Annotated in this window: 21 protein-coding genes; 14 read left to right on the top strand and 7 right to left on the bottom strand. The window is 64.9% G+C overall.

Annotated elements, in window-relative coordinates; translation table 11 throughout:
• Positions 1-55: 55 nt before the first annotated feature.
• The 5 genes from cobN to cobJ are packed head-to-tail and all read left to right on the top strand — an operon-like array spanning position 56 to position 6626.
• Positions 56-3301 carry a cobaltochelatase subunit CobN gene (cobN, locus tag ACXAF5_RS05825; protein WP_474945885.1) on the top strand — a complete coding sequence of 1082 codons (3246 nt, stop codon included), beginning with the start codon at positions 56-58 and terminating at the stop codon, positions 3299-3301.
• Positions 3298-4455, top strand: a complete 1158-nt coding sequence (cobG, locus tag ACXAF5_RS05820; protein ID WP_474945884.1) for a precorrin-3B synthase — start codon at positions 3298-3300, stop codon at positions 4453-4455. Before cobN ends, cobG begins: the two co-directional genes overlap by 4 nt.
• A gap of 1 nt (position 4456) precedes the next feature.
• The gene (locus tag ACXAF5_RS05815; protein WP_474945883.1) at positions 4457-5086 is read left to right on the top strand and encodes a precorrin-8X methylmutase; all 630 of its coding nucleotides are present in this window, start codon (positions 4457-4459) and stop codon (positions 5084-5086) included.
• 2 nt (positions 5087-5088) lie between these two features.
• On the top strand, positions 5089-5820 hold the full coding sequence (locus tag ACXAF5_RS05810; RefSeq protein ID WP_406707416.1) for a precorrin-2 C(20)-methyltransferase: 732 nt from the start codon (positions 5089-5091) through the stop codon (positions 5818-5820).
• Positions 5817-6626, top strand: coding sequence for a precorrin-3B C(17)-methyltransferase (gene cobJ, locus ACXAF5_RS05805; RefSeq protein ID WP_474945882.1), 810 nt, complete (start codon positions 5817-5819; stop codon positions 6624-6626). The genes ACXAF5_RS05810 and cobJ overlap by 4 nt, the downstream gene beginning before the upstream one ends.
• On the opposite strand, the gene ACXAF5_RS05800 is transcribed toward cobJ, so the two are convergent.
• On the bottom strand, positions 6623-7384 hold the full coding sequence (locus tag ACXAF5_RS05800; RefSeq protein WP_474945881.1) for a cobalt-precorrin-6A reductase: 762 nt from the start codon (positions 7382-7384) through the stop codon (positions 6623-6625). The genes cobJ and ACXAF5_RS05800 overlap by 4 nt on opposite strands.
• On the opposite strand from ACXAF5_RS05800, the gene cbiE reads away from it, so the two are divergent.
• From cbiE to cobF, 6 genes are all read left to right on the top strand, one after another.
• Positions 7383-8591, top strand: coding sequence for a precorrin-6y C5,15-methyltransferase (decarboxylating) subunit CbiE (cbiE, locus tag ACXAF5_RS05795; protein WP_474945880.1), 1209 nt, complete (start codon positions 7383-7385; stop codon positions 8589-8591). The genes ACXAF5_RS05800 and cbiE overlap by 2 nt on opposite strands.
• Positions 8588-8950 carry a cobalamin biosynthesis protein gene (locus ACXAF5_RS05790; protein WP_474945879.1) on the top strand — a complete coding sequence of 121 codons (363 nt, stop codon included), beginning with the start codon at positions 8588-8590 and terminating at the stop codon, positions 8948-8950. The genes cbiE and ACXAF5_RS05790 overlap by 4 nt, the downstream gene beginning before the upstream one ends.
• Positions 8947-9741, top strand: coding sequence for a precorrin-4 C(11)-methyltransferase (gene cobM, locus ACXAF5_RS05785; RefSeq protein ID WP_474945878.1), 795 nt, complete (start codon positions 8947-8949; stop codon positions 9739-9741). Before ACXAF5_RS05790 ends, cobM begins: the two co-directional genes overlap by 4 nt.
• A 129-nt stretch (positions 9742-9870) precedes the next feature.
• Positions 9871-11187, top strand: a complete 1317-nt coding sequence (locus ACXAF5_RS05780; RefSeq protein WP_474945877.1) for a cobyrinate a,c-diamide synthase — start codon at positions 9871-9873, stop codon at positions 11185-11187.
• Positions 11184-11924 carry a uroporphyrinogen-III C-methyltransferase gene (gene cobA / locus ACXAF5_RS05775; RefSeq protein WP_474945876.1) on the top strand — a complete coding sequence of 247 codons (741 nt, stop codon included), beginning with the start codon at positions 11184-11186 and terminating at the stop codon, positions 11922-11924. The genes ACXAF5_RS05780 and cobA overlap by 4 nt, the downstream gene beginning before the upstream one ends.
• Positions 11921-12685, top strand: a complete 765-nt coding sequence (cobF, locus tag ACXAF5_RS05770; protein ID WP_474945875.1) for a precorrin-6A synthase (deacetylating) — start codon at positions 11921-11923, stop codon at positions 12683-12685. The genes cobA and cobF overlap by 4 nt, the downstream gene beginning before the upstream one ends.
• A gap of 230 nt (positions 12686-12915) precedes the next feature.
• Here cobF and ACXAF5_RS05765 read toward each other — a convergent pair whose 3' ends face one another.
• From ACXAF5_RS05765 to ACXAF5_RS05750, 4 genes are read right to left on the bottom strand one after another with little or no spacing between them, the layout of a single operon-like run.
• On the bottom strand, positions 12916-13389 hold the full coding sequence (locus tag ACXAF5_RS05765) for a CYTH domain-containing protein (RefSeq protein WP_474945874.1): 474 nt from the start codon (positions 13387-13389) through the stop codon (positions 12916-12918).
• A gap of 46 nt (positions 13390-13435) precedes the next feature.
• Complete coding sequence (locus tag ACXAF5_RS05760; protein WP_474945873.1) at positions 13436-14179, bottom strand: ParA family protein; 744 nt, start codon at positions 14177-14179, stop codon at positions 13436-13438.
• Entirely contained in the window at positions 14176-15705 is a 1530-nt protein-coding gene (locus tag ACXAF5_RS05755) for a CHAD domain-containing protein (RefSeq protein ID WP_474945872.1), read from the bottom strand. Before ACXAF5_RS05755 ends, ACXAF5_RS05760 begins: the two co-directional genes overlap by 4 nt.
• A 5-nt stretch (positions 15706-15710) precedes the next feature.
• Positions 15711-15800 (bottom strand): hypothetical protein, encoded by a 90-nt coding sequence (locus tag ACXAF5_RS05750; RefSeq protein WP_474947803.1) that lies wholly within the window; start codon positions 15798-15800, stop codon positions 15711-15713.
• Between ACXAF5_RS05750 and ACXAF5_RS05745 the strand changes: the two genes are divergently transcribed.
• Complete coding sequence (locus ACXAF5_RS05745) at positions 15766-15912, top strand: hypothetical protein (protein ID WP_474947857.1); 147 nt, start codon at positions 15766-15768, stop codon at positions 15910-15912. The genes ACXAF5_RS05750 and ACXAF5_RS05745 overlap by 35 nt on opposite strands.
• A 235-nt stretch (positions 15913-16147) precedes the next feature.
• Here the strand turns inward: ACXAF5_RS05745 and kynU are convergent, their stop codons facing one another.
• Both kynU and ACXAF5_RS05735 read right to left on the bottom strand, forming a co-directional pair.
• Positions 16148-17338, bottom strand: a complete 1191-nt coding sequence (kynU, locus tag ACXAF5_RS05740) for a kynureninase (protein ID WP_474945871.1) — start codon at positions 17336-17338, stop codon at positions 16148-16150.
• A gap of 1 nt (position 17339) precedes the next feature.
• Positions 17340-18179: a tryptophan 2,3-dioxygenase gene (locus ACXAF5_RS05735; protein WP_474945870.1), complete on the bottom strand. Its 840-nt coding sequence runs from the start codon at positions 18177-18179 to the stop codon at positions 17340-17342.
• 328 nt (positions 18180-18507) lie between these two features.
• Between ACXAF5_RS05735 and ACXAF5_RS05730 the strand changes: the two genes are divergently transcribed.
• Positions 18508-20985 carry a CheR family methyltransferase gene (locus ACXAF5_RS05730; RefSeq protein ID WP_474945869.1) on the top strand — a complete coding sequence of 826 codons (2478 nt, stop codon included), beginning with the start codon at positions 18508-18510 and terminating at the stop codon, positions 20983-20985.
• A 294-nt stretch (positions 20986-21279) separates the two neighbouring features.
• Positions 21280-21963, top strand: a complete 684-nt coding sequence (locus tag ACXAF5_RS05725; RefSeq protein ID WP_474945868.1) for a hypothetical protein — start codon at positions 21280-21282, stop codon at positions 21961-21963.
• Positions 21964-22055: the final 92 nt, after the last annotated feature.

The following is a 22055-nucleotide window of genomic DNA, read 5'->3' as shown; positions in this document are numbered from 1 at the left end:
CTCCCCCACCCGCGGTCCGGGGCTATCCTTGGCGTGTCCAAACGGAGCTAACCTCATGCACGTCGTCTTCCGCGAAAGCCACGGGCTCGGAGAAACAGACACCCCCTATGACGTCGGGCAGACCCCCGGCGATCTGGTGGTGCTGTCCTTTTCCGACAGCGATCTCGGCGCCTTTGCGGCGGGCTGGCATCGCGCGGACGGCAAACTCCCCTCCACTCGGCTTGCCAATCTGGTGGCGCTCAAACACCCGCTCTCGGTCGATGTTTACGCCGAGCAGACGCTGGAGGGCGCAAAGGGTGTCCTGGTCCGGCTGATCGGTGGCGAAAGCTACTGGTCCTACGGTCTGGCCACGCTTCAGGATCTGGCCCGGCGCAAGGGGATCGCGCTGGCGATCCTGCCCGCCGACGGTCAGGAAGATCCGCGCCTTGATGAGCTGTCCACCCTGCCGGTTTCCACTCTGCGCCGCCTTCAGGCGCTGTGCGATGCGGGCGGTGCTGTCGCCGCGCAGGCGGCACTGGCGCAGCTGGCGCTGGCCTCCGGCCTCTATGCCAGCCCGGTGATCGGCAAGAAAACCGTGCCGGATTTCGGGTTCTACGACCCCGAGCGCGGCGCGCTGGATGCCTTGCCCGAGATCGACAAACCCCTGGTCCTGGTCAGTTTCTATCGCTCCTACCTGACGTCTGCCGACACCGCCCCTGTGGATGCGATGATCCATAGCCTGCGCGGGCGCGGGTATGCCGCCTATGGCGTTTTTGCACCGAGCCTCAAGGTCCCCGAAGCGGTCGACTGGCTACGCGCGGAACTGCCCGCCCTGAACCCCGCCGCGCTCATCAACGCCACTGCCTTTTCCGCGCAGGGGCGCGATGGCAGCACCTCCCCGCTGAGCCTCACGGGCTGTCCGGTGTTTCAGGTGGCGCTGTCCACGGCGCGGCGCAAGGATTGGGATCTGGCGGATCGCGGTCTGTCGCCTGCGGATCTGGCCATGCATGTGGTCCTGCCAGAGGTGGACGGTCGGCTGTTTGCCGGTGTTGTCAGCTTCAAATCCCCCACCAAGCGCGACCCCGATCTGGAATATTCCCGTTTCACCCATCGCGCCGATCCGGAACGAGTAGAGGCGGCGTTGGATCGCATCGAGGCGCATCTGCGGCTCGCCCGCCAAACGCCTGCCGACAAACGCCTCGCGCTGGTGCTCTCGACCTATCCGGGGCGCGATTACAACCTCGCTCACGCGGTGGGGCTGGACGCACTGGCCTCTACGTCCGAAATTCTGCGCGCCCTTGCGACCGAGGGCTATGACGTCACCGCCGAGGCAGACCTTGGCGCACGCCTCTCGGATGAGACGCTGACATGGCCGCTCTCGGACTATCTCGCAGCCCTCGCCCACCTTCCCGCCCGCTTGCGCGAGAATCTCACTGCGGCTTGGGGCGCGCCCGAGCAGGACCCCGCGATCAGGGACGGCCTCGTGCACTTTCGCGCGCTGCGTGCGGGCAAGGCACTGATCGCGCTGCAACCCGAACGGGGGGACGTGCACGCCCGCGATGACGACTATCACGACCTCGACCGCACGCCGCGCCACAGCTATGTCGCCTTCTATCTCTGGCTCAGGAGGCAAGCAGATGTGCTGGTGCATGTGGGGGCCCATGGCACGCTGGAGTGGCTGCCGGGCAAGGCGGTGGCACTCTCGGGGCAATGCTGGCCCGAGGTGCTGGCGGGGGATCTGCCCGTGATCTATCCGTTTATCGTCAATGATCCGGGCGAGGCCGCGCAGGCCAAACGCCGCTTCGGTGCCATCACGCTGGGCCACATGCCGCCGCCTTTGGCACAGACCACGCTGCTCGACGGGATGACCCGCCTGGAAAGCCTCTTGGATGAATACTCCACGGCCGACGGTCTGGATCCTGCGCGCCGCGACCGGCTCATCGCCGACATCCGCGCTGAGGCGCAGGGCACCGGCGTCGAAGAAGATCTGGGCATCCCCGCCGACGCCTCGGCGGCAGAGGCGATCACCCGCATCGACCGCTTTGTCTGCGACATCAAGGAAAGCCAATACGGCGAGGGTCTGCATATCTTTGGTCAGGGCGATCACGGCGCGGCAGAGCTGCGCGGGGTGCTGGATGCGCTGGCGGGCAAGCTGGTCTCCCCCGGCCCGTCTGGGTCGCCCTACCGGGGGCGCTCGGATGTGATGCCCACGGGGCGCAACCTCTTTACCACCGATCCCCGCGCGGTGCCGTCGCGGGCGGCGCAGGCGCAAGGGGTCAAGCTGGCAGAAGAGTTGCTGCGCCGCCACCTGCAGGACCATGGCGACTGGCCGCGCGGGTTGGTGGTGGATCTCTGGGGCTCTGCCACCATGCGCACGGCGGGCGAGGAATTTGCCATGGCGCTGCATCTTGCGGGTCTTGCCCCGCAATGGGACGCAGGATCCGAGCGTGTTTCGGGCTTTGAGATTATCCCGCTGGCCCTTCTGGGCCGTCCGCGCATCGACGTGACGCTTCGGGTGTCCGGCCTGTTTCGCGACGTGTTTCCCGGCCTTGCCCAGATGTTCGAGGCCGCCGCCGCCGCGCTGAGTGCCCGCGAAGAGGACCCAGGCGACAACCCCTATCTTAAGACCACGCCGCGCGTCTTTGGCCCCAAGCCCGGGTTATACGGCCTTGGCATGACCCAGCATCTCGATGACTACTCCGAAGAGGCCCGCGCGGCAGCGGGCGAGGCTTGGCTTGCGGCCTCGTCACATGCGATTGACGCAAAAGGGGACATCCACGAGGCGCGCGCGGCGCTTGAGGATCGACTGCACAGCGCAGACAGCTTTGTACATCTGCAAGATCTGGCGGAAACGGATGTTCTGGTCGCCTCGGACTATGCCGCCCATGAGGCTGGTTTTGCCGCCGCGATGAAACGTCTGGGCGCTGAGGCCCCGGCGCTTTATCACATGGACGCCACCCGTCTGGACCGCCCGCAGGCGCGCAGCCTGCAGGAGGAAATCGCCAGGGTGACCCGCGCCCGTGCCTCTGACCCGCATTGGGCGACCTCAATGATGAACCACGGCTTTCGCGGTGCGGCAGAGATTGCGGCAACGCTGGATCACATGGCGGCCTTTGCGCATCTGGCCCAGGTTGTACCTGCGCATCTCTTTGACCTCTATTTTGAGGCCACATTGGGGCGCGACGATCTGGTGGCGTTTCTGGAGCGTGAAAACCCCGCTGCCCTTCAGGCCATGCGGGATCGGTTCAACGCCCTGCGCGACGCAGGGCTGTGGGTGACGCGGCGTAATTCGATCCTTGCCACGCTTGAGGGCGCGGCATGAGCACCGCCCCCAAGGTCTATGGCTGGTGCCCCGGCGCGCTAAGGCCGATGATGTCCGGCGACGGGCTGGTTGTGCGCATCCGCGCGCCACTGGGGCGGCTCACGTCTGAGCAGGCCAAGGCCGTCGCGGATCTCTCCACGCGCTACGGCAATGGGGTGCTTGATCTTTCGGCGCGGGCGAACCTGCAACTGCGCGGCGTCCGCGAGGCCAGCCATCCCGCCCTGATCGCTGCGCTTCAGGATCTGGGGTTGGTGGACCAGGACGCCCATGCCGAGGCACGCCGCAATATCCTCATGACGCCCTTCTGGGCGGAGGGAGACTGCAGCCACCAGATCGCCTTGGCGTTGACAGAGGGCCTCGCACAGGCCGAGGACTTGCCCCTGCCCGGCAAGTTCGGCTTTGCCGTGGACGCAGGTCCGGCCCCCGTATTGCAGGGCGCCGCTGCCGATATCCGCATTGAGGGTGCAGGCGACAGGCTGACCGTGCGCGCGGACGGTGCCGATGTGGCGCTGGAGGTGCGCGAAGACGATGCCGCAGCCGAGGCGCTGACCCTCGCGCGCTGGTTCCTTGACCAAGGCGGCGCGTCGGAGGGCCGGGGCCGGATGCACGCCCTGCTCGCGCGCCGCGCAGCCCCCGCGTCGCATACCGCAGGTGTCGCAAGAGGCGCTTCGCGGCCCGCCCCCGGCCAGACCCACAGCGGCGCACTGGTTGCGCTGGAGTTTGGCCAGATCACCGCCGAGACCTTCGCCGCGCTTGCCGATCTCGGCCCCCTGCGCCTCACCCCCTGGCGGATGCTGCTGATCGAGAACGCCCAAGACATCGCGCCCCTGCCCGGCCTGATCCACAGCGCAACGGATCCGCGCCTGCGGGTGAGCGCGTGCACCGGCGCACCCGGGTGCCTGCAGGCGCTCTCTGAAACCCGCGCGCTGGCCCGCGACCTCGCCCCGCATCTGCCGGAGGGCACCAGCCTGCACATCTCGGGCTGCGCCAAGGGCTGCGCCCATCCCCAACCCGCGGATGTGACCTTGACCGCCACCGGCACAGACCGTTTCGACCTTGTTCGCAATGGCCGCGCAGACGACCGCCCCTTGCGTTCTGATCTCTCTGCGCGCACCCTGCGCGCTGCGCCGCACCTTCTGACGAAAGACACCTGACATGCTGCACACCTATGAGACCGATGGCGCCAAGATCTATGCCGAGAGCTTTGCCACCATCCGCAACGAAGCCAACCTCGCCCGCTTCACCAAAGACGAGGAGGTGGTGGCGGTGCGCATGATCCACGCCGCGGGCATGGTGGGGCTGGAGGAACATGTGCAATTCTCAGACGGGATGGCCGAAACCGCCCGCGCGGCACTGGCGAATGGCGCACCGATCCTCTGTGATGCCTATATGGTCTCCGAGGGGATCACCCGCCCGCGCCTGCCTGCCGACAATGAGGTGATCTGCACCCTGCGTGACCCCAAAGTGCCGGAAATGGCCCGCGAGATGGGCAACACCCGCTCGGCGGCGGCACTGGAACTCTGGCGTCCGAAACTCGACGGGGCCGTGGTCGCGATCGGCAATGCCCCCACCGCGCTGTTTCACCTTCTGAACATGCTCAAGGACCCTGCCTGTCCGCGCCCTGCCGCAATCATCGGCTGCCCTGTGGGCTTTGTCGGCGCGCGCGAATCCAAGGAGGCGTTGATGGAGGATCTGCCGGTGCCCGCGATGATCGTCAACGGCCGCCTTGGGGGCTCTGCCATCACGGTTGCCGCAGTGAATGCGCTGGCATCGTGGAAAGAATGACTATGAACGCGCCCAAAACCGGCAAAGTCATCTGCGCGGGCCTCGGCCCCGGCGATCCGGACCTGATGAGCGTCAAAAGCTGGCGCGCGCTGCAAGGCGCAACCCATGTGGCCTATTTCCGCAAGGCAGGCCGCGCAGGGCAGGCCCGCGCCATCGTCGAAGGCATCCTGCCCGAGGGCGTCACCGAGTACCCGATGGAATATCCGGTCACCACCGAGATCCATTTCTCCGACCCCGAGTATAACCGCCAATTGGCCGCGTTTTATGACCAATGGGCCGACACATTGGCCGAGATTGCGGCGACGGACACGGTGGTGGTGCTCTGCGAGGGCGATCCCTTCCTTTATGGGTCGTTCATGCATCTGCACACCCGCCTTGAGGGCCGCGCAGAGGTGGAAATCATCCCCGGCATCACCGGCATGTCCGGCTGCTGGACCGCCACCGGCCAGCCGATCACCTGGGGTGATGATGTTCTGACCGTGGCGATGGCAACCCTCTCGGAAGAAGAGCTGACCAAACGCATCTCTGAGACTGACGCGCTGGTGGTCATGAAAATCGGCCGCAACCTGCCCAAGCTGCGCCGCGCGCTTGAGGCTGCAGGCCGACTTCAGGACGCATGGCTGGTGGAGCGCGGCACCATGCCGAGCCAGACGGTGCAAAAGCTCACCGAGATCACCGGCGACGTGCCCTATTTCTCCATCGTGCTCTTGCACGGGCAAGGACGTCGCCCATGAGGGATGCGCAAAAAGGCTGGGTGGTGATCGCGGGGCTTGGCCCCGGTTCAGAGAGCATGGTGATCCCCGAGGTGCAGGAGGTTCTGGCCGAGGCCACAGACGTGGTTGGCTATATCCCCTACGTGGAGCGCATCGCGCCGCGCGCGGGCCTGACCCTCCATGCCAGCGACAACCGGGTTGAGGTGGACCGCGCCACGCAGGCCCTGCAGATGGCGGCAGAGGGCAAACGCGTGGTGGTGGTCTCCTCCGGCGATCCGGGGGTTTTCGCCATGGCATCGGCGGTGTTTGAAGCACTGGAAGACGGGTCCAAGGCGCAGCCCGCGTGGCTCGACCTAGACATCCGGGTGCTGCCCGGCATCACCGCCATGCTGGCGGCCGCAGCGGCGATCGGCGCGCCTCTGGGCCATGATTTTGCAGCGATCAACCTCAGCGACAATCTAAAACCGTGGGAGCTGATCGAACGTCGGTTGCAACTCGTGGGTGAGGCAGGTCTGGCGATGGCCTTTTACAACCCGCGCTCCAAATCCCGCCCGCATCAGTTTGCCCGCGCTCTGGACGTGCTGCGCGCGGCCTGTGGCGCGGACACCCTTATTACCTTCGCCCGTGATGTCACCAAACCCGGGCAGGAGATCCTCACCGTACCGCTCAAGGATGCCCTGCCAGAGATGGCGGACATGCGTACCGTGGTGATCGTCGGCAATCGCGACACGCGGCGCGTGGGGCCTTATGTCTACACGCCGCGCTTTGCGCCCGGTCACCAACCCGGTCATCAAACCGGGCAGACCCCGACCGACAAGGACACCTAAGCGCCGTGCTCCAGCCAGCGCATCACCTCAGCGACAGTGCCCAGCACCGGGCGTGCGGGCACCTTGGGCCGGTCGATCATCACGACCGGCAAGGAGAGAGAGCGCGCGGCACTCAGCTTGGCCTCGGCACCTGCGCCACCGGCGTTTTTGGCCACGATATGCGTGATCTTGTGCTGGCGCATCAGGGCCTCATCGCCGGTCGCTTCAAACGGTCCCCGCGCCACAATGACTGTGGCATCGGGCAAAGACAGCGGTGCCTCCGGCGCATCCACCAGCCGCAGCAGATAGTGATTTTTGGGCTTTGCCGCGAACTCCGCCACATGTTGCTTGCCAATGGCCAGAAACACCCGCGCGCCAGCCTCCGGCAAGACGGCAACGGCACCTCCCATATCCGCCACATGGACCCAGTGATCGCCCGGCTTCGACTGCCACGCAGGCCTCTCGAAGGCCACCAGCCCCACCCCCGCCTCGGCGCAGGCCCGCACCGCGTTGGTGCTCATCTGCGCGGCAAAGGGATGGGTGGCATCGACCACATGGGTGATCCCCTCGCGGCGAAGATAGTCGACCAGCCCAGACACGCCGCCAAACCCGCCGACACGGCAGGGCAACGGTTGCGCAGCCGGGCGCGCGGTGCGGCCTGCGTAGGAAAACACCGCCTGACGCCCGGCCACCGGATCGTCCGAAACCCAGGCTTGCGCCAAATGCGCCGCCAGATGCGAGGCTTCGGTGGTGCCGCCCAGAAGCAGGAGCTTGGTCATGTCTGATCCTCTGACAAAGAGCGGTGCGCGCCCGTGGCTGACCCTGATCGGGCTGGGGGAAAATGGCCCCGACGGGCTGTCGGATGCAAGCCGTGCAGCCCTTCAGGCCGCAGAAATCATCATCGGCGGGCCGCGTCATCTGGAACTGGTCGATGCAGGCGCACGTGGGCAGGTCTGGCCCGTGCCCTTTTCCACTGCGCCGGTGCTGGCAGCACGCGGGCGCGCGACGGTGGTTCTGGCGTCGGGCGATCCCTTCTGGCACGGCGCAGGCGGCAGCCTGCTACGCGATCTGGACCGCTGCGAATGGACGTCCCACCCGGCACCCTCCTGCTTTGCGCTGGCTGCCAATGCGCTGGGGTGGAGGCTGGAGGACACGCTCTGCCTAGGCCTTCATGCCGCGCCCTATGCGCGCCTGCGCCCGATTTTGGGCCGTGACACGCAAGTGATCTGCACCCTGCGTGATGGTGCGGCAGCGGCGGAACTGGCTGCCTATCTTTGCGAGATCGGCTTTGGCACCAGCGCGATCACCGTGCTAGAGCGCCTTGGCGGACCAAGGGAGCGCATCCGCACGACCACCGCCCAAGAGTTTGACCTCACCGACATTGACGCCCCCGTCGTGGCGGCACTCACGGCGTCAGGCACGAGCCTGCCGCAGGCGTCCGGCCTTGAGGATGCACTCTTTGCCAGTGACGGGCAGATCACCAAACGCCCCATCCGTGCGCTGACGCTCTCGGCCCTTGCGCCGCGTGTGGGCGAACATCTGTGGGATCTTGGCGGCGGATCGGGGTCTGTCTCGGTGGAATGGTGCCTTGCGGCCCAAGGGGCCACGGCAACCACATTTGAGGCCCGCGCGGATCGGCTGGAGAACATTCGCCGCAATGCCGAAGACTTCGGACTGGCGCATCGCCTGACAGCCCTTGAGGGCCGCGCGCCGGAGGTATTGGACGGTCATCCCCCGCCCGATTGCGTATTTATCGGCGGCGGCGGGTCGCAGGCCCTCATTGACCACCTCTGGCAGATCCTGCCCGCAGGCACGCGCCTTGTTGCCAATGGTGTGACGCTGGAAACCGAAACCCTGCTGATGCAGGCTCATGCCAGCCATGGCGGTCATTTGCTCAAGGCGGAGATCGCCGAAGCCGGCGCCTTGGGGTCCATGCGCGGCTGGGAGCGCGCCCGTCCCGTGATCCAGTGGAGCGTCACCCGATGATGATCGCAGGCTTTGGCTTTTCCAACCGCGCCACCGAGGCAAGCCTTGCGGAGGCTTACAATGCGCTGCACACGCGCCCGGATCGGGTGGTGACCCTGCGTGCCAAGGCCGACAGCCCCGTGTTTCGCGCCTTTGCGCTGGCACAAGACCTCAGGGTCGAGACCCTTGATGAGGACCAGATCGCCGGGGTCGCGACCCCCACCCTTTCGCCGCGTATTCATGCGCGGTTCAACACCGGATCGGTGGCCGAAGCCTGCGCCCTTGTGGCAGCGGGCGCAGGCGCGCGGCTGATCCAGAGACGATGTGTGACCACGGACGGGCTTGCCACCGTGGCGCTTGCGGAGATGATAGAGAGATGACCGTTCATTTCATTGGTGCCGGACCGGGTGCCGCCGACCTGATTACCCTGCGCGGACGCGACCTGATCGCGGCCTGCCCGGTGTGCCTTTATGCTGGTTCCCTTGTCCCCGAAGCGCTGCTTAGCCATTGCCCGGAGGGGGCCAGGATCATCAACACCGCGCCGCTGTCGCTGGATGAGATCATGGCAGAGATCGCCAGTGCCCACGCCGCCGGACATGATATCGCGCGGCTTCATTCCGGGGATCTGTCGGTCTGGTCCGCCATGGGCGAACAGCTGCGCCGCCTGCGCGCGCTGAATATTCCCTATGACATCACCCCCGGTGTGCCTGCCTTTGCGGCGGGTGCGGCGGCGCTGGGAACCGAACTTACCCTGCCCGGCGTGGCGCAATCACTGGTGCTCACGCGCACGTCGGGGCGCGCCTCGGCGATGCCCGAAGGCGAAACGCTGGAGAATTTCGCCGCCACCGGTGCAACGCTTGCGATCCATCTGTCGGTGCATGTGCTGGACGATGTGGTGGCACGGCTCACGCCCGCCTATGGCGCGGAGTGTCCGGTGGCCATCGTGTGGCGCGCCAGTTGGCCGGATCAGAAGATCGTCAAGGCTACGCTTGGGTCCATTATCGAGGCGACCGAGGGCGCGCGCGGACGCACCGCGCTGATCCTCGTGGGCCATGCCCTGGGCGCAGAGGATTTCGCCGAAAGCTGCCTTTATGGTGCGGATTATGACCGCCGTTATCGTCCACAAAGTGCCGATAGCCCGTGGTCGGAATGGAGCGAAGGGGATGATTGATCGGCTGCGGATTAGAAATAAGAACAGCGCCCGAGCCTGGGTGGGTGCGAAAGCGCCCTCCCGGGGGGAGGGTCGGGCGCTGTCCGGCCTTTCGGCCGGACGGAACTTGCCGGTGCGCAGGGAGGCAACATGACCCATTTCCCCAAAGGCCTGATGATCTCCGCGCCCTCCTCTGGCACCGGCAAGACCACCGTCATGCTGGGCCTGCTGCGCGCGCTCAAGGACGATGGGCTGACCGTGCAGCCCTTCAAGAGCGGACCGGATTATATCGACCCGGCGTTTCACTTTGCGGCCGCCGGACGAGCGTCCTTCAACCTTGATACATGGGCGATGGACAGTGCGCTGCTTGATGCTGTCGCCACCCAGGCCCAAGGCGCTGATATCTGCGTCGGCGAAGGGTCGATGGGCCTCTTTGACGGGGTCGCCACGCGCGGCCAGTCTGGCTTTGGCTCCTCGGCAGAGACCGCGCTCAGGATGGGCTGGCCGGTGGTGCTGGTGATCGACGTGGGCGGACAAGCACAATCCGCCGCCGCCACCGCGCTGGGGTTCAAGATGTACAACCCCGATTTGCCCTTTGCGGGCGTGATCCTGAACCGGGTGGCCAGCCCTCGGCACGAGCGGCTCACCCGGCTCGGGATGGAGCGCGCGGGCGTCAAGGTGCTTGGCTCTCTGCCCCGGCGCGGGGATCTGACCCTGCCCGAACGCCACCTTGGCCTCATTCAGGCGGTGGAGCATCCAGATCTTGAAGCCGCGATTGCGGGCTATGCCGCCTTTTTGCGCGAAAACGTCGATCTTGATGCGATCCGTGCGGCGGCCAGCACCGCTGCTGCACCCGCGCTGCGCGCCCTGCCTCACCCGCCTGCGCAGCGCATCGCATTGGCGCGCGACGCTGCGTTTTCCTTTACCTACCCGCATCTCCTGGAAGGCTGGCGTGCCGCCGGGGCCGAGATCCTGCCGTTCTCGCCCCTGAAGGATGAGGCCCCCGCCACCGACGCCGATCTGGTATGGCTGCCCGGCGGCTATCCGGAGCTGCATGGTGCCGCGCTTGCCGCTGCCGAAAACTGGCGCAAAGGCATGGCAAGACATGCTGAGACCAAACCCGTGCATGGCGAGTGCGGCGGCTATATGGCGCTGGGGGAGGCCTTGATTGACAAAGGCGGCACCCGGCACCAGATGGCGGGGCTTCTGGGGCTTGTCACATCGTATGAGAAACGCAAATTCCACCTCGGCTACCGCCGTGCGGAGTTGCAGGCGCCGATGCCGGGCTTTGACAGCGGCGCCTATTTGCGCGGGCATGAGTTCCATTACTCCACCATTCTGGATGAGCCTGACGCACCGCTGGCGCGCGTCATGGACGCCGACGGCAATCCGGTCCCCGAAACCGGATCGATCAAGGGTCATGTCACCGGCACTTTCTTCCACCTGATCACCGGAGAGCACACATGAGCGGATTTGTCAGCTTTGTCTCCTCCGGGCCGGGTGATCCGGACCTGCTGACGGTCAAGGCCGTTAAACGTCTGGAGGCGGCGGATGCGGTTCTGTTTGACGACCTGTCCTCGGGTCCGATCCTGTCGCACGCGCGCGAGGATGCGGATCTGGTGGGCGTGGGCAAACGCGCAGGCCGCCCCTCGCCCAAGCAGGACCACGTGAGCCAGCTTCTGGTGGATTATGCCCAATCCGGGGCCCATGTGGTGCGGCTGAAATCCGGGGATTCCGGCGTCTTTGGCCGCCTTGAAGAAGAGATCATCGCGCTGCGCACTGCTGGCATCAAATATGAGATCATCCCCGGCGTCACCGCAGCCTCTGCCGCCGCCGCCGCTGCGGGAATTCCGCTGACCCGGCGGTTGACCGCGCGCCGGTTGCAGTTCATCACCGGCCATGACGTGACCGGCGGCCTGCCCGATCACATGAACCTTGCAGCCCTTGCCGATCCTGAGGCAACCACCGTGGTCTATATGGGCAAGCGCACCTTTGCGGCGCTGCTGTCCCTGCTGCTGGAGGCGGGCCTACCGCAAGACACGCCTGCGCTGGTGGCGCTTGGGGTCTCGACGCCCGCGCAAGAGCTGCTCCGGGTGACCGTTGACGGTCTGCCGGATCTGCTGGAGGCGATCACCTCACCGGCGCCGGTGCTGATCCTCTATGGACCGCTGGCGCAGTTGGAACCGGAAAGCGGCACGCCATGATCCATCTGAACCTGATCGGTATCGGCACCGGCAATCCCAAGCACCTGACGCGGGAGGCCATCGAGGCCATTCGATCCCAAGATCTCATCCTGATCCCCAACAAGGGGGCGGGCAAGGATGATCTTGCCGGGCTGCGGCAGGCCATCTGCGCCGACGTGCTGGCAGACTGCGCGGATCCCCCGCGGATCGCCGAATTCGCCCTGCCCACGCGAGACCCGAACACCGCGGAGTACCGCCAACGGGTCGACGACTGGCATGATGCGATTGCCGCGGTCTGGCAGTCGGCCCTGTCCGATCACCTGCCCGATGGCGGGCATGTGGGGTTTCTGGTCTGGGGTGATCCGTCACTCTACGACAGCACCATGCGGATTGCCGAGCGGCTGCGCGCGCGCCTGGACCTGCGGATGCGGGTGATCCCTGGCATCACCTCGATCCAGGCCCTGACCGCCGCCCATGGCGTGCCGTTGAACACCATCGGTGGCCCGGTGCAGATCACCACCGGACGACGGCTGCGCGCGGCGGGCTGGCCGGAGGGCTGCGACACGCTTGTGGTGATGCTGGACGGCGAATGCTCGTTCCAAAGCCTGGCCGAACAGGCGCGGATCACGATCCATTGGTCGGCCTATGCGGGCATGGACAACGAGATCAACATCTCTGGGTGCCTCTCCGAGGTGCAGGACCGGATCATCGCCACACGCGCAGAAGCACGTGCAGATCATGGCTGGATCATGGATATCTACCTGCTGCAACGCGCCCCCTGAGCACGCAGCCTCTGGTTTTCGGGATACAACAAGAAGGGCAAGGCTCCCGTCCGTCGCGGCCCCATTAAAAATGCGACCGCTCCCGTTGGGCATGGCGCCGGACCTTCCGGTCCGGCGCCGCAGCCTGTCCGCAGGACAGGCTGCCCGGCCCAACGCCAAGCGGGGTCTTGCGTCAGCAAGGGTCTGCGCGGGGGCGGGAGCGCCCCCGGTTTAAGGCCCCCCTGCGCGGATCACTCCGGGTCTGACGGCAGACCGTGCACCGCGAGGGATTTATTGCCAAATCGCTTGTCCTCGGTCACCTCGCGCCCGAACCAGGTCGGCGGCACAAAGGCCTCTGCCGCAGCCTCGTCCGGAAACTCCACCTCGACCATCTGCAAGGGAGCCAGCGCCCCTTCGAAGATGTCGAGCTCATAGCCCAGGCCATCGGGTAACGCCCCGGTCCAACGGGTCTTCTCCACCCGCCGCCCCATTGTGCCCGGCCAGAAGGTCTCGAACACCGCCGCGCTGATTTCCGCCTCCCGCTCTTCGCGCACCCGCCCGGAGCCGCCTTTCTGGGTCAGAAAGAAACGCTCTCCCTTCTGGCGCAGGCGCAGCTCGGTGCTGTCCTCCAACGCGGTCAGATACCCCTGCCGCACGGGCGTGGCCTGCGCCGCAGTCAGGTCCGGCTGATCCGCCACCAGGAATTTCCGCTCGATCTCTTTCATGCCAATGTCCTTGTTTGCATCACCCCTACGCTCCCTGTGGTCCGCGTCAGATCCGGGCGTTGACCTCATCAAACAGCGCCCGGTAGGCCTTGCCCGCCGGGCGGGTGGCCGCAAAGCACAAGGCCGGCTTGCGGTGCAGGCCCATTTTCTCCACATCGGTGGAAAACGGCAGCTCCGTCGACAGGAACCGCTTGCCGTGGCGGGCGCGCAGGCGGGTGATCGTCTCGCCATGCATGGCCTTGCGTCCCTGCACCATGGAAAAGAAGGGCAGCAGCTTTGTCATCTTCACCCCGTCCGCCCGGAACACATCCAGAAGCTGCACAAAGCTGCGTTCCGACAGCGTGGTCGGGATCACCGGCACGACCACCTTGTCCGCAGCCTTGAACACCGCCTCCGACAGCATGGAGATATTGGGCGGGCAATCGAGAATGATGACATCATAGTCACTGTGCACGCCCTTCAGCGCCTTTTTTAGGCGCGACCGGCTGTTCTTCATGCGCGCCAGAAACAGGTCGAAATCACGAAAGGTCAGATTGGCCGGCAGAATGTCGAGGTTCTCATAATCGCTGCCGCGGATGGCGCGGGTAAAGCGCTCCACATCCTGAAAGAACTGCGCGTCCTTCAGCTTTTTCGACGGTTTCACCCGGAAATAGAAGCTCGACGCCCCCTGCGGGTCGAGATCGCACAACAGGGTGCGCGCACCGGATTGCGCAAAGGCGTAGGCCAGGTTTACCGCGGTCGCGGTCTTGCCGACGCCGCCCTTGTTGCTGTAGCAGGCAATAACCTTCATGCTGCGGCCTCCTCGGGATGACACAGCGCCTTGATCTCGGCGCGGGCCTCAGGGCTGTTGAACCGGTCGAAACTCTCCATCACCCGTGCCCGTTCCGCCCGTTGGCCCTGATCCAGCAGGGCGATCAGCGCGCCGATGCTCAGCGCCGCCTCGACACCCCGGCGCCCGGTCATGGCCGAATGGCTCTCGACAAAGCGCAGCAGCGCCTGCTGCTGAACGGCATAATCGTTGAACGCGCCGAGATTGTCCTGCAACAGCTTCATCCGCTTGATGATGCGCTTGGCGCTCTTGCCGGGAAACAGCGGGGCAAAGAACTCCACCAGATAGCGGAACTTCTTGCAGGCGATGCGCAGTTCATGGACCTCCTCGTCGGGCGTGTCTTCATGGATACCCGCGGCGATCTTGCAGATCTTGCGGTAGCGTTTCCAGATCAGCTTGCGGGCATATCGATCTGCGCTGACCCCGCTTGCGGCGCCGCGGATAAAGCCCTCGGGATGGGCAAACTGCGCCTCCAGCTCCGAAATCGCCTTGTGATAGGCCTTGCTCTTCAGATGTTTTGCCAGCGCCGCCTGCGCACCGGCGCGCTCTGCGGCAAAGGCATCGAACATCACCGACAGGCCGGGGCGCAGATGTTCGGGCACCCGGGCGTCGTAGTCCGCCCGCTCCATCAGGTAGACGTCGAGATCGCGCACCCGCCCGGTGGGCTGCATCAGGTCGGACAAGGCGGCTTTCAACTCTGCCGTCTGCACCGCACCAAACACGCCCTTGAACAGGCTCAGCACCGAGCGCAGCTTGCGCAGCGCCACGCGATAGTCATGCAGGAATTCGGTGTCGAGATCGGCGATCACACCGGCCTCGTTCGCGCGGGCGACCGCGATGTAGTTGGACATCGTTTCCACCGCCACATCAAAGGCGGTTTCCTGCCCGGTAAAGGTGGTTTTGGGCTTGGCCACATAGGGCTGCACCTCCGGCGCCAGCGCCGCAAAGACCCGTTCTGCATCCACCGGTCCGGCGCCCTGCTCCCGCAGGCCGGCCGCCATCGCCGCCGGGGCGCGGTCGTAGCCGCGCAGCGGTTTCAGCAGGACAAGGGTGACGGCACCGCCGGCCTCGCCCTCGACCTGCAGAACCTCGCCGCGCAACTGGGTCTTGGTTTCTTCATCCACCACACGCACGGTGGTGGACCGCAGCGCACCACTGGCCAGGGTCAGAAAGCAGCGCAGCGGGAACAGCTTTTGCGTCAGGCTGCGAATTGGCCCGTCTGGCAGATCCGCCGGGAAATCACCGTCCGAGGCCGCCGCCTGGCGCAACGGGGCCTCCTGCCCGGCAAACAGCGCAAGCGCACCGTCAAACTCCAGCAACACCCGCCCGGTTCCGCGCAAAAGCTGGTCGTGGCAATCCAGCAAACGAAAGGGCACCGTCCCCTCGTAAGGCTCCGTCACCAGCTGCAGGGGGGCCAGGGCGGTTTCGATCTGCGACCAGTCAATCTGGCCGTCCAGTAGAAACCCAATTGGTTCAGATGATGTCATACGCCTTATCTCTTTGTCTGCCTCAGGTAGTCCTCGATAAGCCGCTCTATGAGGCGCTGAATGCTGGTATCCTCTTCAATGGCCCGGATTTTCAACGCTTTCAGTGTCTTGCTGTCCAAACGCAAAGAGGTGTTCTTGCGCGCGGATTTGGAGGGTTTGCTGCTGCTTGTTTTGTCTTTGGACATCTGGGGCGGCCTCAATATATGACGTCATGATGTCAATCAGTGAGCGCCATTGTCAAGAAACTGTTACAAACTCAGCGCGACAGGTCGATGCGACACGCGCGACAGCCGTACGAAATTGTGATGATTTAACGAATTCGTTGACGAGGATCGCAACGTCCTGCCCCTGCGCGCGCGCACAGGGCGTTGGGACAGCGTGCCTCGCGCCATGGCGCGCAAGGCACTGGGGGGAGGCAGGCACTGGGGGCGCGATGGCCCGGTCAGGTCACCCGCGACCGGACCTGAAACCGCGGCTCTTTCCAGGCGCCGCTGTCCATGACCTCGCCAAGGATCTCGGCAGCCCGCCGCACGTCCGCCTGGTCGATATAGAGCGGTGTGAACCCGAACCGCAGGATATTCGGCGCACGGAAATCGCCGATCACCCCCCGCTCGATCAGCGCCTGCATCACCGCATACCCCTCGTCAAAGGCAAAGGACACCTGCGAGCCGCGCTGCGCGGCGTCGCGAGGGGAGGCAAGGGTCAGCATCGGGCAGCGGGCCTCGACCTCGGCGATGAAGGTCTCGCAGAGCGCAATCGACGCGGCCCGGATCTCGGCCATGGACACGCCGTCCCAGACATCCAGCGCCGTGTCGAGGATCGACAGTTGCACGATGGGGGGCGTGCCGACGCGCAGGCGTTCGGTGGTCATGGCGGGGCGATAGCCGGGTTCCATCGCAAAAGGCGCGTCATGGCCAAGCCAGCCCGACAGCGCGGGTTCCACCTCCAGCACGATGTCGGGACGGGCATAGATGAAGGCCGGAGCACCGGGGCCGCCGTTGAAATACTTGTAGGTACAGCCCACCGCAAATTCCGCGTTGCAGGCGGTCAGATCCACCGGCAGCGCGCCCGCACTATGGGCGAGATCCCAGATCATCACGGCGCCGTTCTGCTGCGCCCGTGCGGTGATCTCCATCATGTCGTGCCGCCGGCCCGAGCGGTAATCGACTTCGGTCAGCATCACCACGGCGACGTCCTCGGTGATCGCCTCGGCCACGTCTTCGGGAGCGACGGTGCGCAGTTCATAATCCTTACCGATGGTTGAGATCAGCCCCTGCGCCATATAGAGGTCGGTGGGGAAATTGCCGGTGTCCGACAGGATCACCCGACGGTCCGGGCGCATTTTCAGCGCCGCCGCCAGCGCCTGATAGACCTTGATCGAGAGCGTATCGCCGGTGGCCACGCTGCCTGGCGCGGCGCCGATAAAGCCTGCAATCCGATCCCCGACCTTTTGCGGCAGGGCCATCCAGTCGGCGGTGTTCCAGGCCTTGATCAGCTGGGTGCCCCACTCCTGCGTGAGGGTCCTGGTCGCCCGCTCCGCCGCGCCTTTTGGCAGCGGGCCGAGCGAATTGCCGTCGAGGTAGATCATGCCCTCCGGGATGTCGAAGAGGTGTTTCTTGGGCAGGTTGGTCATGTCAGAGGTCGCCTCTCAGGGTCCAGAGTTCGGGGAACAGCTCCACACTCAGCATGCGGCGCAGGTATTGTACACCGGAGGTGCCGCCGGTGCCGCGTTTGAAGCCGATGACGCGCTCCACCGTGGTCACATGGTTGAAGCGCCAGCGGCGGAAATAGTCTTCGAGGTCGACCAGTTTCTCGGCCAGTTCGTAGAGCGTCCAGTGGCTGTCGATGTCCTGATAGACCTGCAACCAGCGGGCCTGAATATCCGCGTTGAGCGCATGCGGGGCATCCAGTTGTGGCTCCGGCATGTTTTCCGTATGCCCATCAAGGGTTTGATACAGGAACCGGTTCACCTCGTCATAGAAACTGGGGCGCGCCAGTTCGGCGCTTAGCAGCGCGTGGACCTCCGGCACATGTTCATGCGGGCGCAGCATGTTGGGGTTGCGGTTGCCCAACACATATTCGATCAGCCGGTACTGATAGGACTGAAACCCTGAGGACGGCCCCAAAGCCTCGCGGAAGCGGGTGTAATCGGCGGGCGTCATGGTGCGCAGCACATCCCAGGCACTGTTGAGCTGTTCAAAGATGCGGCTGAGCCGGGCGAGCATCTTGAACATCTCGGCGGTCTGGCCCTGCTGCAACGCATTGCGCGCCGCCTGCAATTCATGCAGCGCCAGCTTCATCCACAATTCGCTGGTCTGGTGCTGGATGATGAACAGCATTTCGTCATGGGCGTCGCTCTTGCAGTGCTGCTGATCCAGGAGCGCATCTAGGTGCAGGTAGTCGCCATAGGACATGGCGTCGGCAAAGCCCATCCTGGCCCCCTCCTGCCCGGGATTATAGGGTGTGTTGCTCATCTTGGTGCTCCCTTCCTGCGGCTTGCGATCCCGCGCCGCCAGATCTCCGGGCAACGGTATTGCGCGGCGGGTCCCGGTGCAAGACAAACCTTCAAGCTTAAAATATACAGGCGCAAAGCACCCTGCCGCGGCACTGGTATCCTGCCCTAGCGCGCCGCCGCAGCCGTGTTTTGTGACGCCGCGCGACTGGAACGCCGGCGGGTTTTCTGAAACAACCCGAGAAGACGCGCAGGCGCGCGGACGGATCTGGCCTTTGTGACGGTCGCCGCGAGACCGCGCCGAAGCATGGCCGGTCCGACAGGGCCTTGCGAGACAGGAGTTTGGGTGAATGGCACAGGCAACGCTACCGGTCATGATCGGTATTGCCGCATCGGCCGGTGGTCTGGAGGCGATCACGCAGCTGGTCAAGAACCTGCCGGCGCAGGCCAAGGCCAGCTACGTGATTGCGCAGCACATGTCACCGACCCACAAGAGCCTGCTGTGCGCGCTGATCGGGCGCGAAACCGAATTGCCGGTCATCGAGTTGACGCAGGAGGATCGCGTCCCGCTCCCGGACACCATCTATGTCACGCCGCCGAACTGCGACGTCATACTGGATGGGGGCAAACTGGGGCTGCGGGGCTCGGGCGGCCCTCCCGGCACGCCCCAACCCGTGGCGGATCGCCTGTTCAAAAGCCTGGCCGATGAATGCGGCGACCGCTGTGTCGGCGTGGTGCTGTCGGGAACGGGCAGCGACGGCAGCGACGGCATTCGCGCCATGCGTGACTGCGGCGGCGTGACCATTGCCCAGGAGGTCGGCACCGCGAAATACGAGGGCATGCCTGCCTCCGCCGTCCACACCGGCTGCATCGACCTGACCTTGCCGCCGGACATGATCGGCCAGCAACTGACCCGGATCCTGTCCAACCCGCGGGACCTTGCCGATCTGCAGTCCCTCGCCAGCGCCTCGAGCAAGCTTCAGGATCTCTACCACATCCTGCTGTCGCGCACCGGAGTCGATTTTCGCGACTACAAGGAGACCACCATAAACCGGCGCATTGCGCGGCGCATGGTGGCGCTCGGCGTCGACAGCTACGAGGCCTATGTGGCGCACTGCCGCGACAACGACAGCGAGGTGGATGCGCTCTACAAGGACATGATGATCTCGGTCACGCGGTTCTTTCGCGACCAGACCCAGTTCAATCGCCTCGCCCAGGTCATCGCCGCCATGGTGAAGGACAGGGCCGGTCGCCCGCTGCGGGTCTGGGTTGCCGGCTGCGCCACCGGAGAAGAAGCCTATTCGATCGCCATCCTGTTTGCCGAGGCGCTGGGTGGGATTGAGTGGCTCACCAAGGATCGGGTTCAAATCTTTGCCACCGACATCGACACCAAGGCGCTGGAAGTGGCCCGGCGCGGTCTCTATCCGCTGTCGGCCGCCAATGATGTGCCCCGCGCCTATGTCGAGACCTATCTGCATGTCGGTGGCGACACCGTCGAGGTCCACAAGCAGTTGCGATCCGTGGTGCTGTTTTCCCGCCACAACATCATCCAGGACCCGCCCTTCATCAATATCGACCTGATCAGCCTGCGCAACCTGCTGATCTACTTCGGCGCATCGCTGCAGGAGAAGGTGCTCTCGCGGATGGCCTATGCGCTGGTGCCCGACGGCAAGATCTTTCTCGGCACCTCGGAAACCGTCGGCGCCATGCACGGCCATTTCGAAACCCTGTCCCTGCCCGATCGGCTGTATTCCAAGCGCGGCCTGCGCCAGAGCAGCGCCCGGTTGCCCTCCGGTTTCCTGCCCCTGCCGATCGCCAGCCGCGACATGCCGCAACCGGCGCGCACGCAGGTGAAACCCCGGGGTTCGGAAATGTTCGACGCGCTCAGCCGGGTGCTGGCGCCAAACGGCTTTATCGCCACCCGCGACAGCGAGATCATCCGCATCATCGGCGACATTTCCCACGTGACAGAGCTGAACGAGAGCAGCGCCCTGCTGCGCCTGAGCACGAAGATTTTGAAATCGGACCTGCGCGCCGAAGCTTCCAGCCTGATCACCCTGTGCCTGCGCAGCCGCTCCATGCGCTCCGGGCTCTGGCACAGCATCGCCGGCCCCGGCTTCGACCAGACGCGGCTGACCTGCTACCCGCTGCTGGCCGAGAACGAGGGCGAAGATCATGTCCTGTTTGCGGTGGAGACCCGCGCAGCACATACCCGGACACCCACTACGCCGGACATCCGCGATCAGGACCGGATGCAATATGTCCGGCAGATCGAGGACGAGATCGCCAGCACCCGCGAGGCGTTGCAACAAACGATCGAGGAGCTGCAGACCTCGAACGAAGAGCTGCAATCCGTGAACGAGGAAATGCAGGCCACAAATGAGGAGCTACAGGCGACAAACGAGGAGTTGGAGACCTCCAACGAGGAGTTGCAGGCCACCAATGAGGAGCTGATTACCGTCAATGAGGAGATGCAGATCAACGCGACGGAATTGCAGCAGCTGATGATCGAGCTGGACGCCATCCTGCGGGCCACGCCTTATCCTACGCTTGTGGTCGACCCGGCGCTGCAAATTCGCCATGCCTCGGCGGTTGCGCTGTCCTATTTCGGGATTTCGCAGCTGCCCCAGAGCGGCATCCCTCTCAGCGCGTGCCGCTCCGTAGAGGGGCTACCGCATCTGGTGCCACAGGTCTCTGAGTGTTTTCGTCATCAGGAAAACCGGAGCGTCCCGTTCAGCGAGGGGGATGTCGAAAAAACACTCAGGTTCACGCCGATTTTCAAGGGTCTGCCCCCGGAGAACATCGGCGTCATCGTCAGTGTGATCTGAGCCGCCCCCCGCGCACTGCAACCACAGGCCGATCCAGATTTCCGACAAGGGCGTCACCACCGATAATTCGGGCGCCAACACCTGCCCTGCCACCCCCGCCATTTTCGGCGAGGCGGATTGGAAATTTCGATGTCCCTCCAGGATACAAGCATCAATAAATCAACAGAAAACCCGCTTTTACTCCGCAGTCAGCGCCCTGGGATTGCCGGTGTTTTCCCTCCAGACGCCTTGCCTTGTCGCCTGCAACCTATAGAATAATCATAGTTTGGGTTTTGTCTTGAACGGTGATGTCTCATGTTTGAGGTAAGTGCGTATGCAGGCAACAGGCTGACCGTAGAAATACGCGATGCTGCCGGAGGCCGCGACCAAACCGTGGCCTCCGTTGCACTTCACTCTGCGGCGTTGAAGAACACGCTTCACTTCAGCGGGAAACGGTCCATCACCGATGTGTTCCACCCGGATTTCGCCAACTGTCTGCTCCGTCTCGTGCAACGCGCCAAAGACGCGCCGCCGGTCCTGACAGCCCCCGATGTCATCAAATCCCGAAAGGCGGCCGTGGTCGCGCGGATGCGCATGCTGGTCAACATGGCGATGAATGGCGGGCGGCACATCATCATCGGTTTTGCCTCTCTCATCGGCTCTGTGGCCTGCGTGTTCCGGCGACATGAAGGGGCACTGCATGAGTCCCTGCCGCACCGGGAACGTCTGGCGGTGCAGGCGCGGGACAGCACCTACTCTCCGCTCCGCAATATCGCCCTGCACCTGGACCGCATCCTTGAGGACCGGAACGCGACCGAAGCCATGCGGTCAGGGCTGCGCCAAATCGAGGATGAGACGGTCGAACTCAAATTCTACACGGAATTGCTGCGCCGCTATGTGGACGATTGCGCCCGTGATCGCATCCGCAATGATCAGGACCAGCAGAAGCCTGTGCCGAGGCGGCGCGCCTTGGAAATAAGCCAGGAAAAGCGGCCTTGAGCTGCGGCGGGCATGACCCCGATCTTGCCCCATATCCGGCAGAGATCCCGGCGCTGATGCGACGGCGCAGAATCGGCGCAGCCTACCCCGAT

This window comes from Epibacterium sp. ABV4_022, from assembly GCF_056159345.1.
This window is presented reverse-complemented; position numbering and strand designations above follow the sequence as displayed.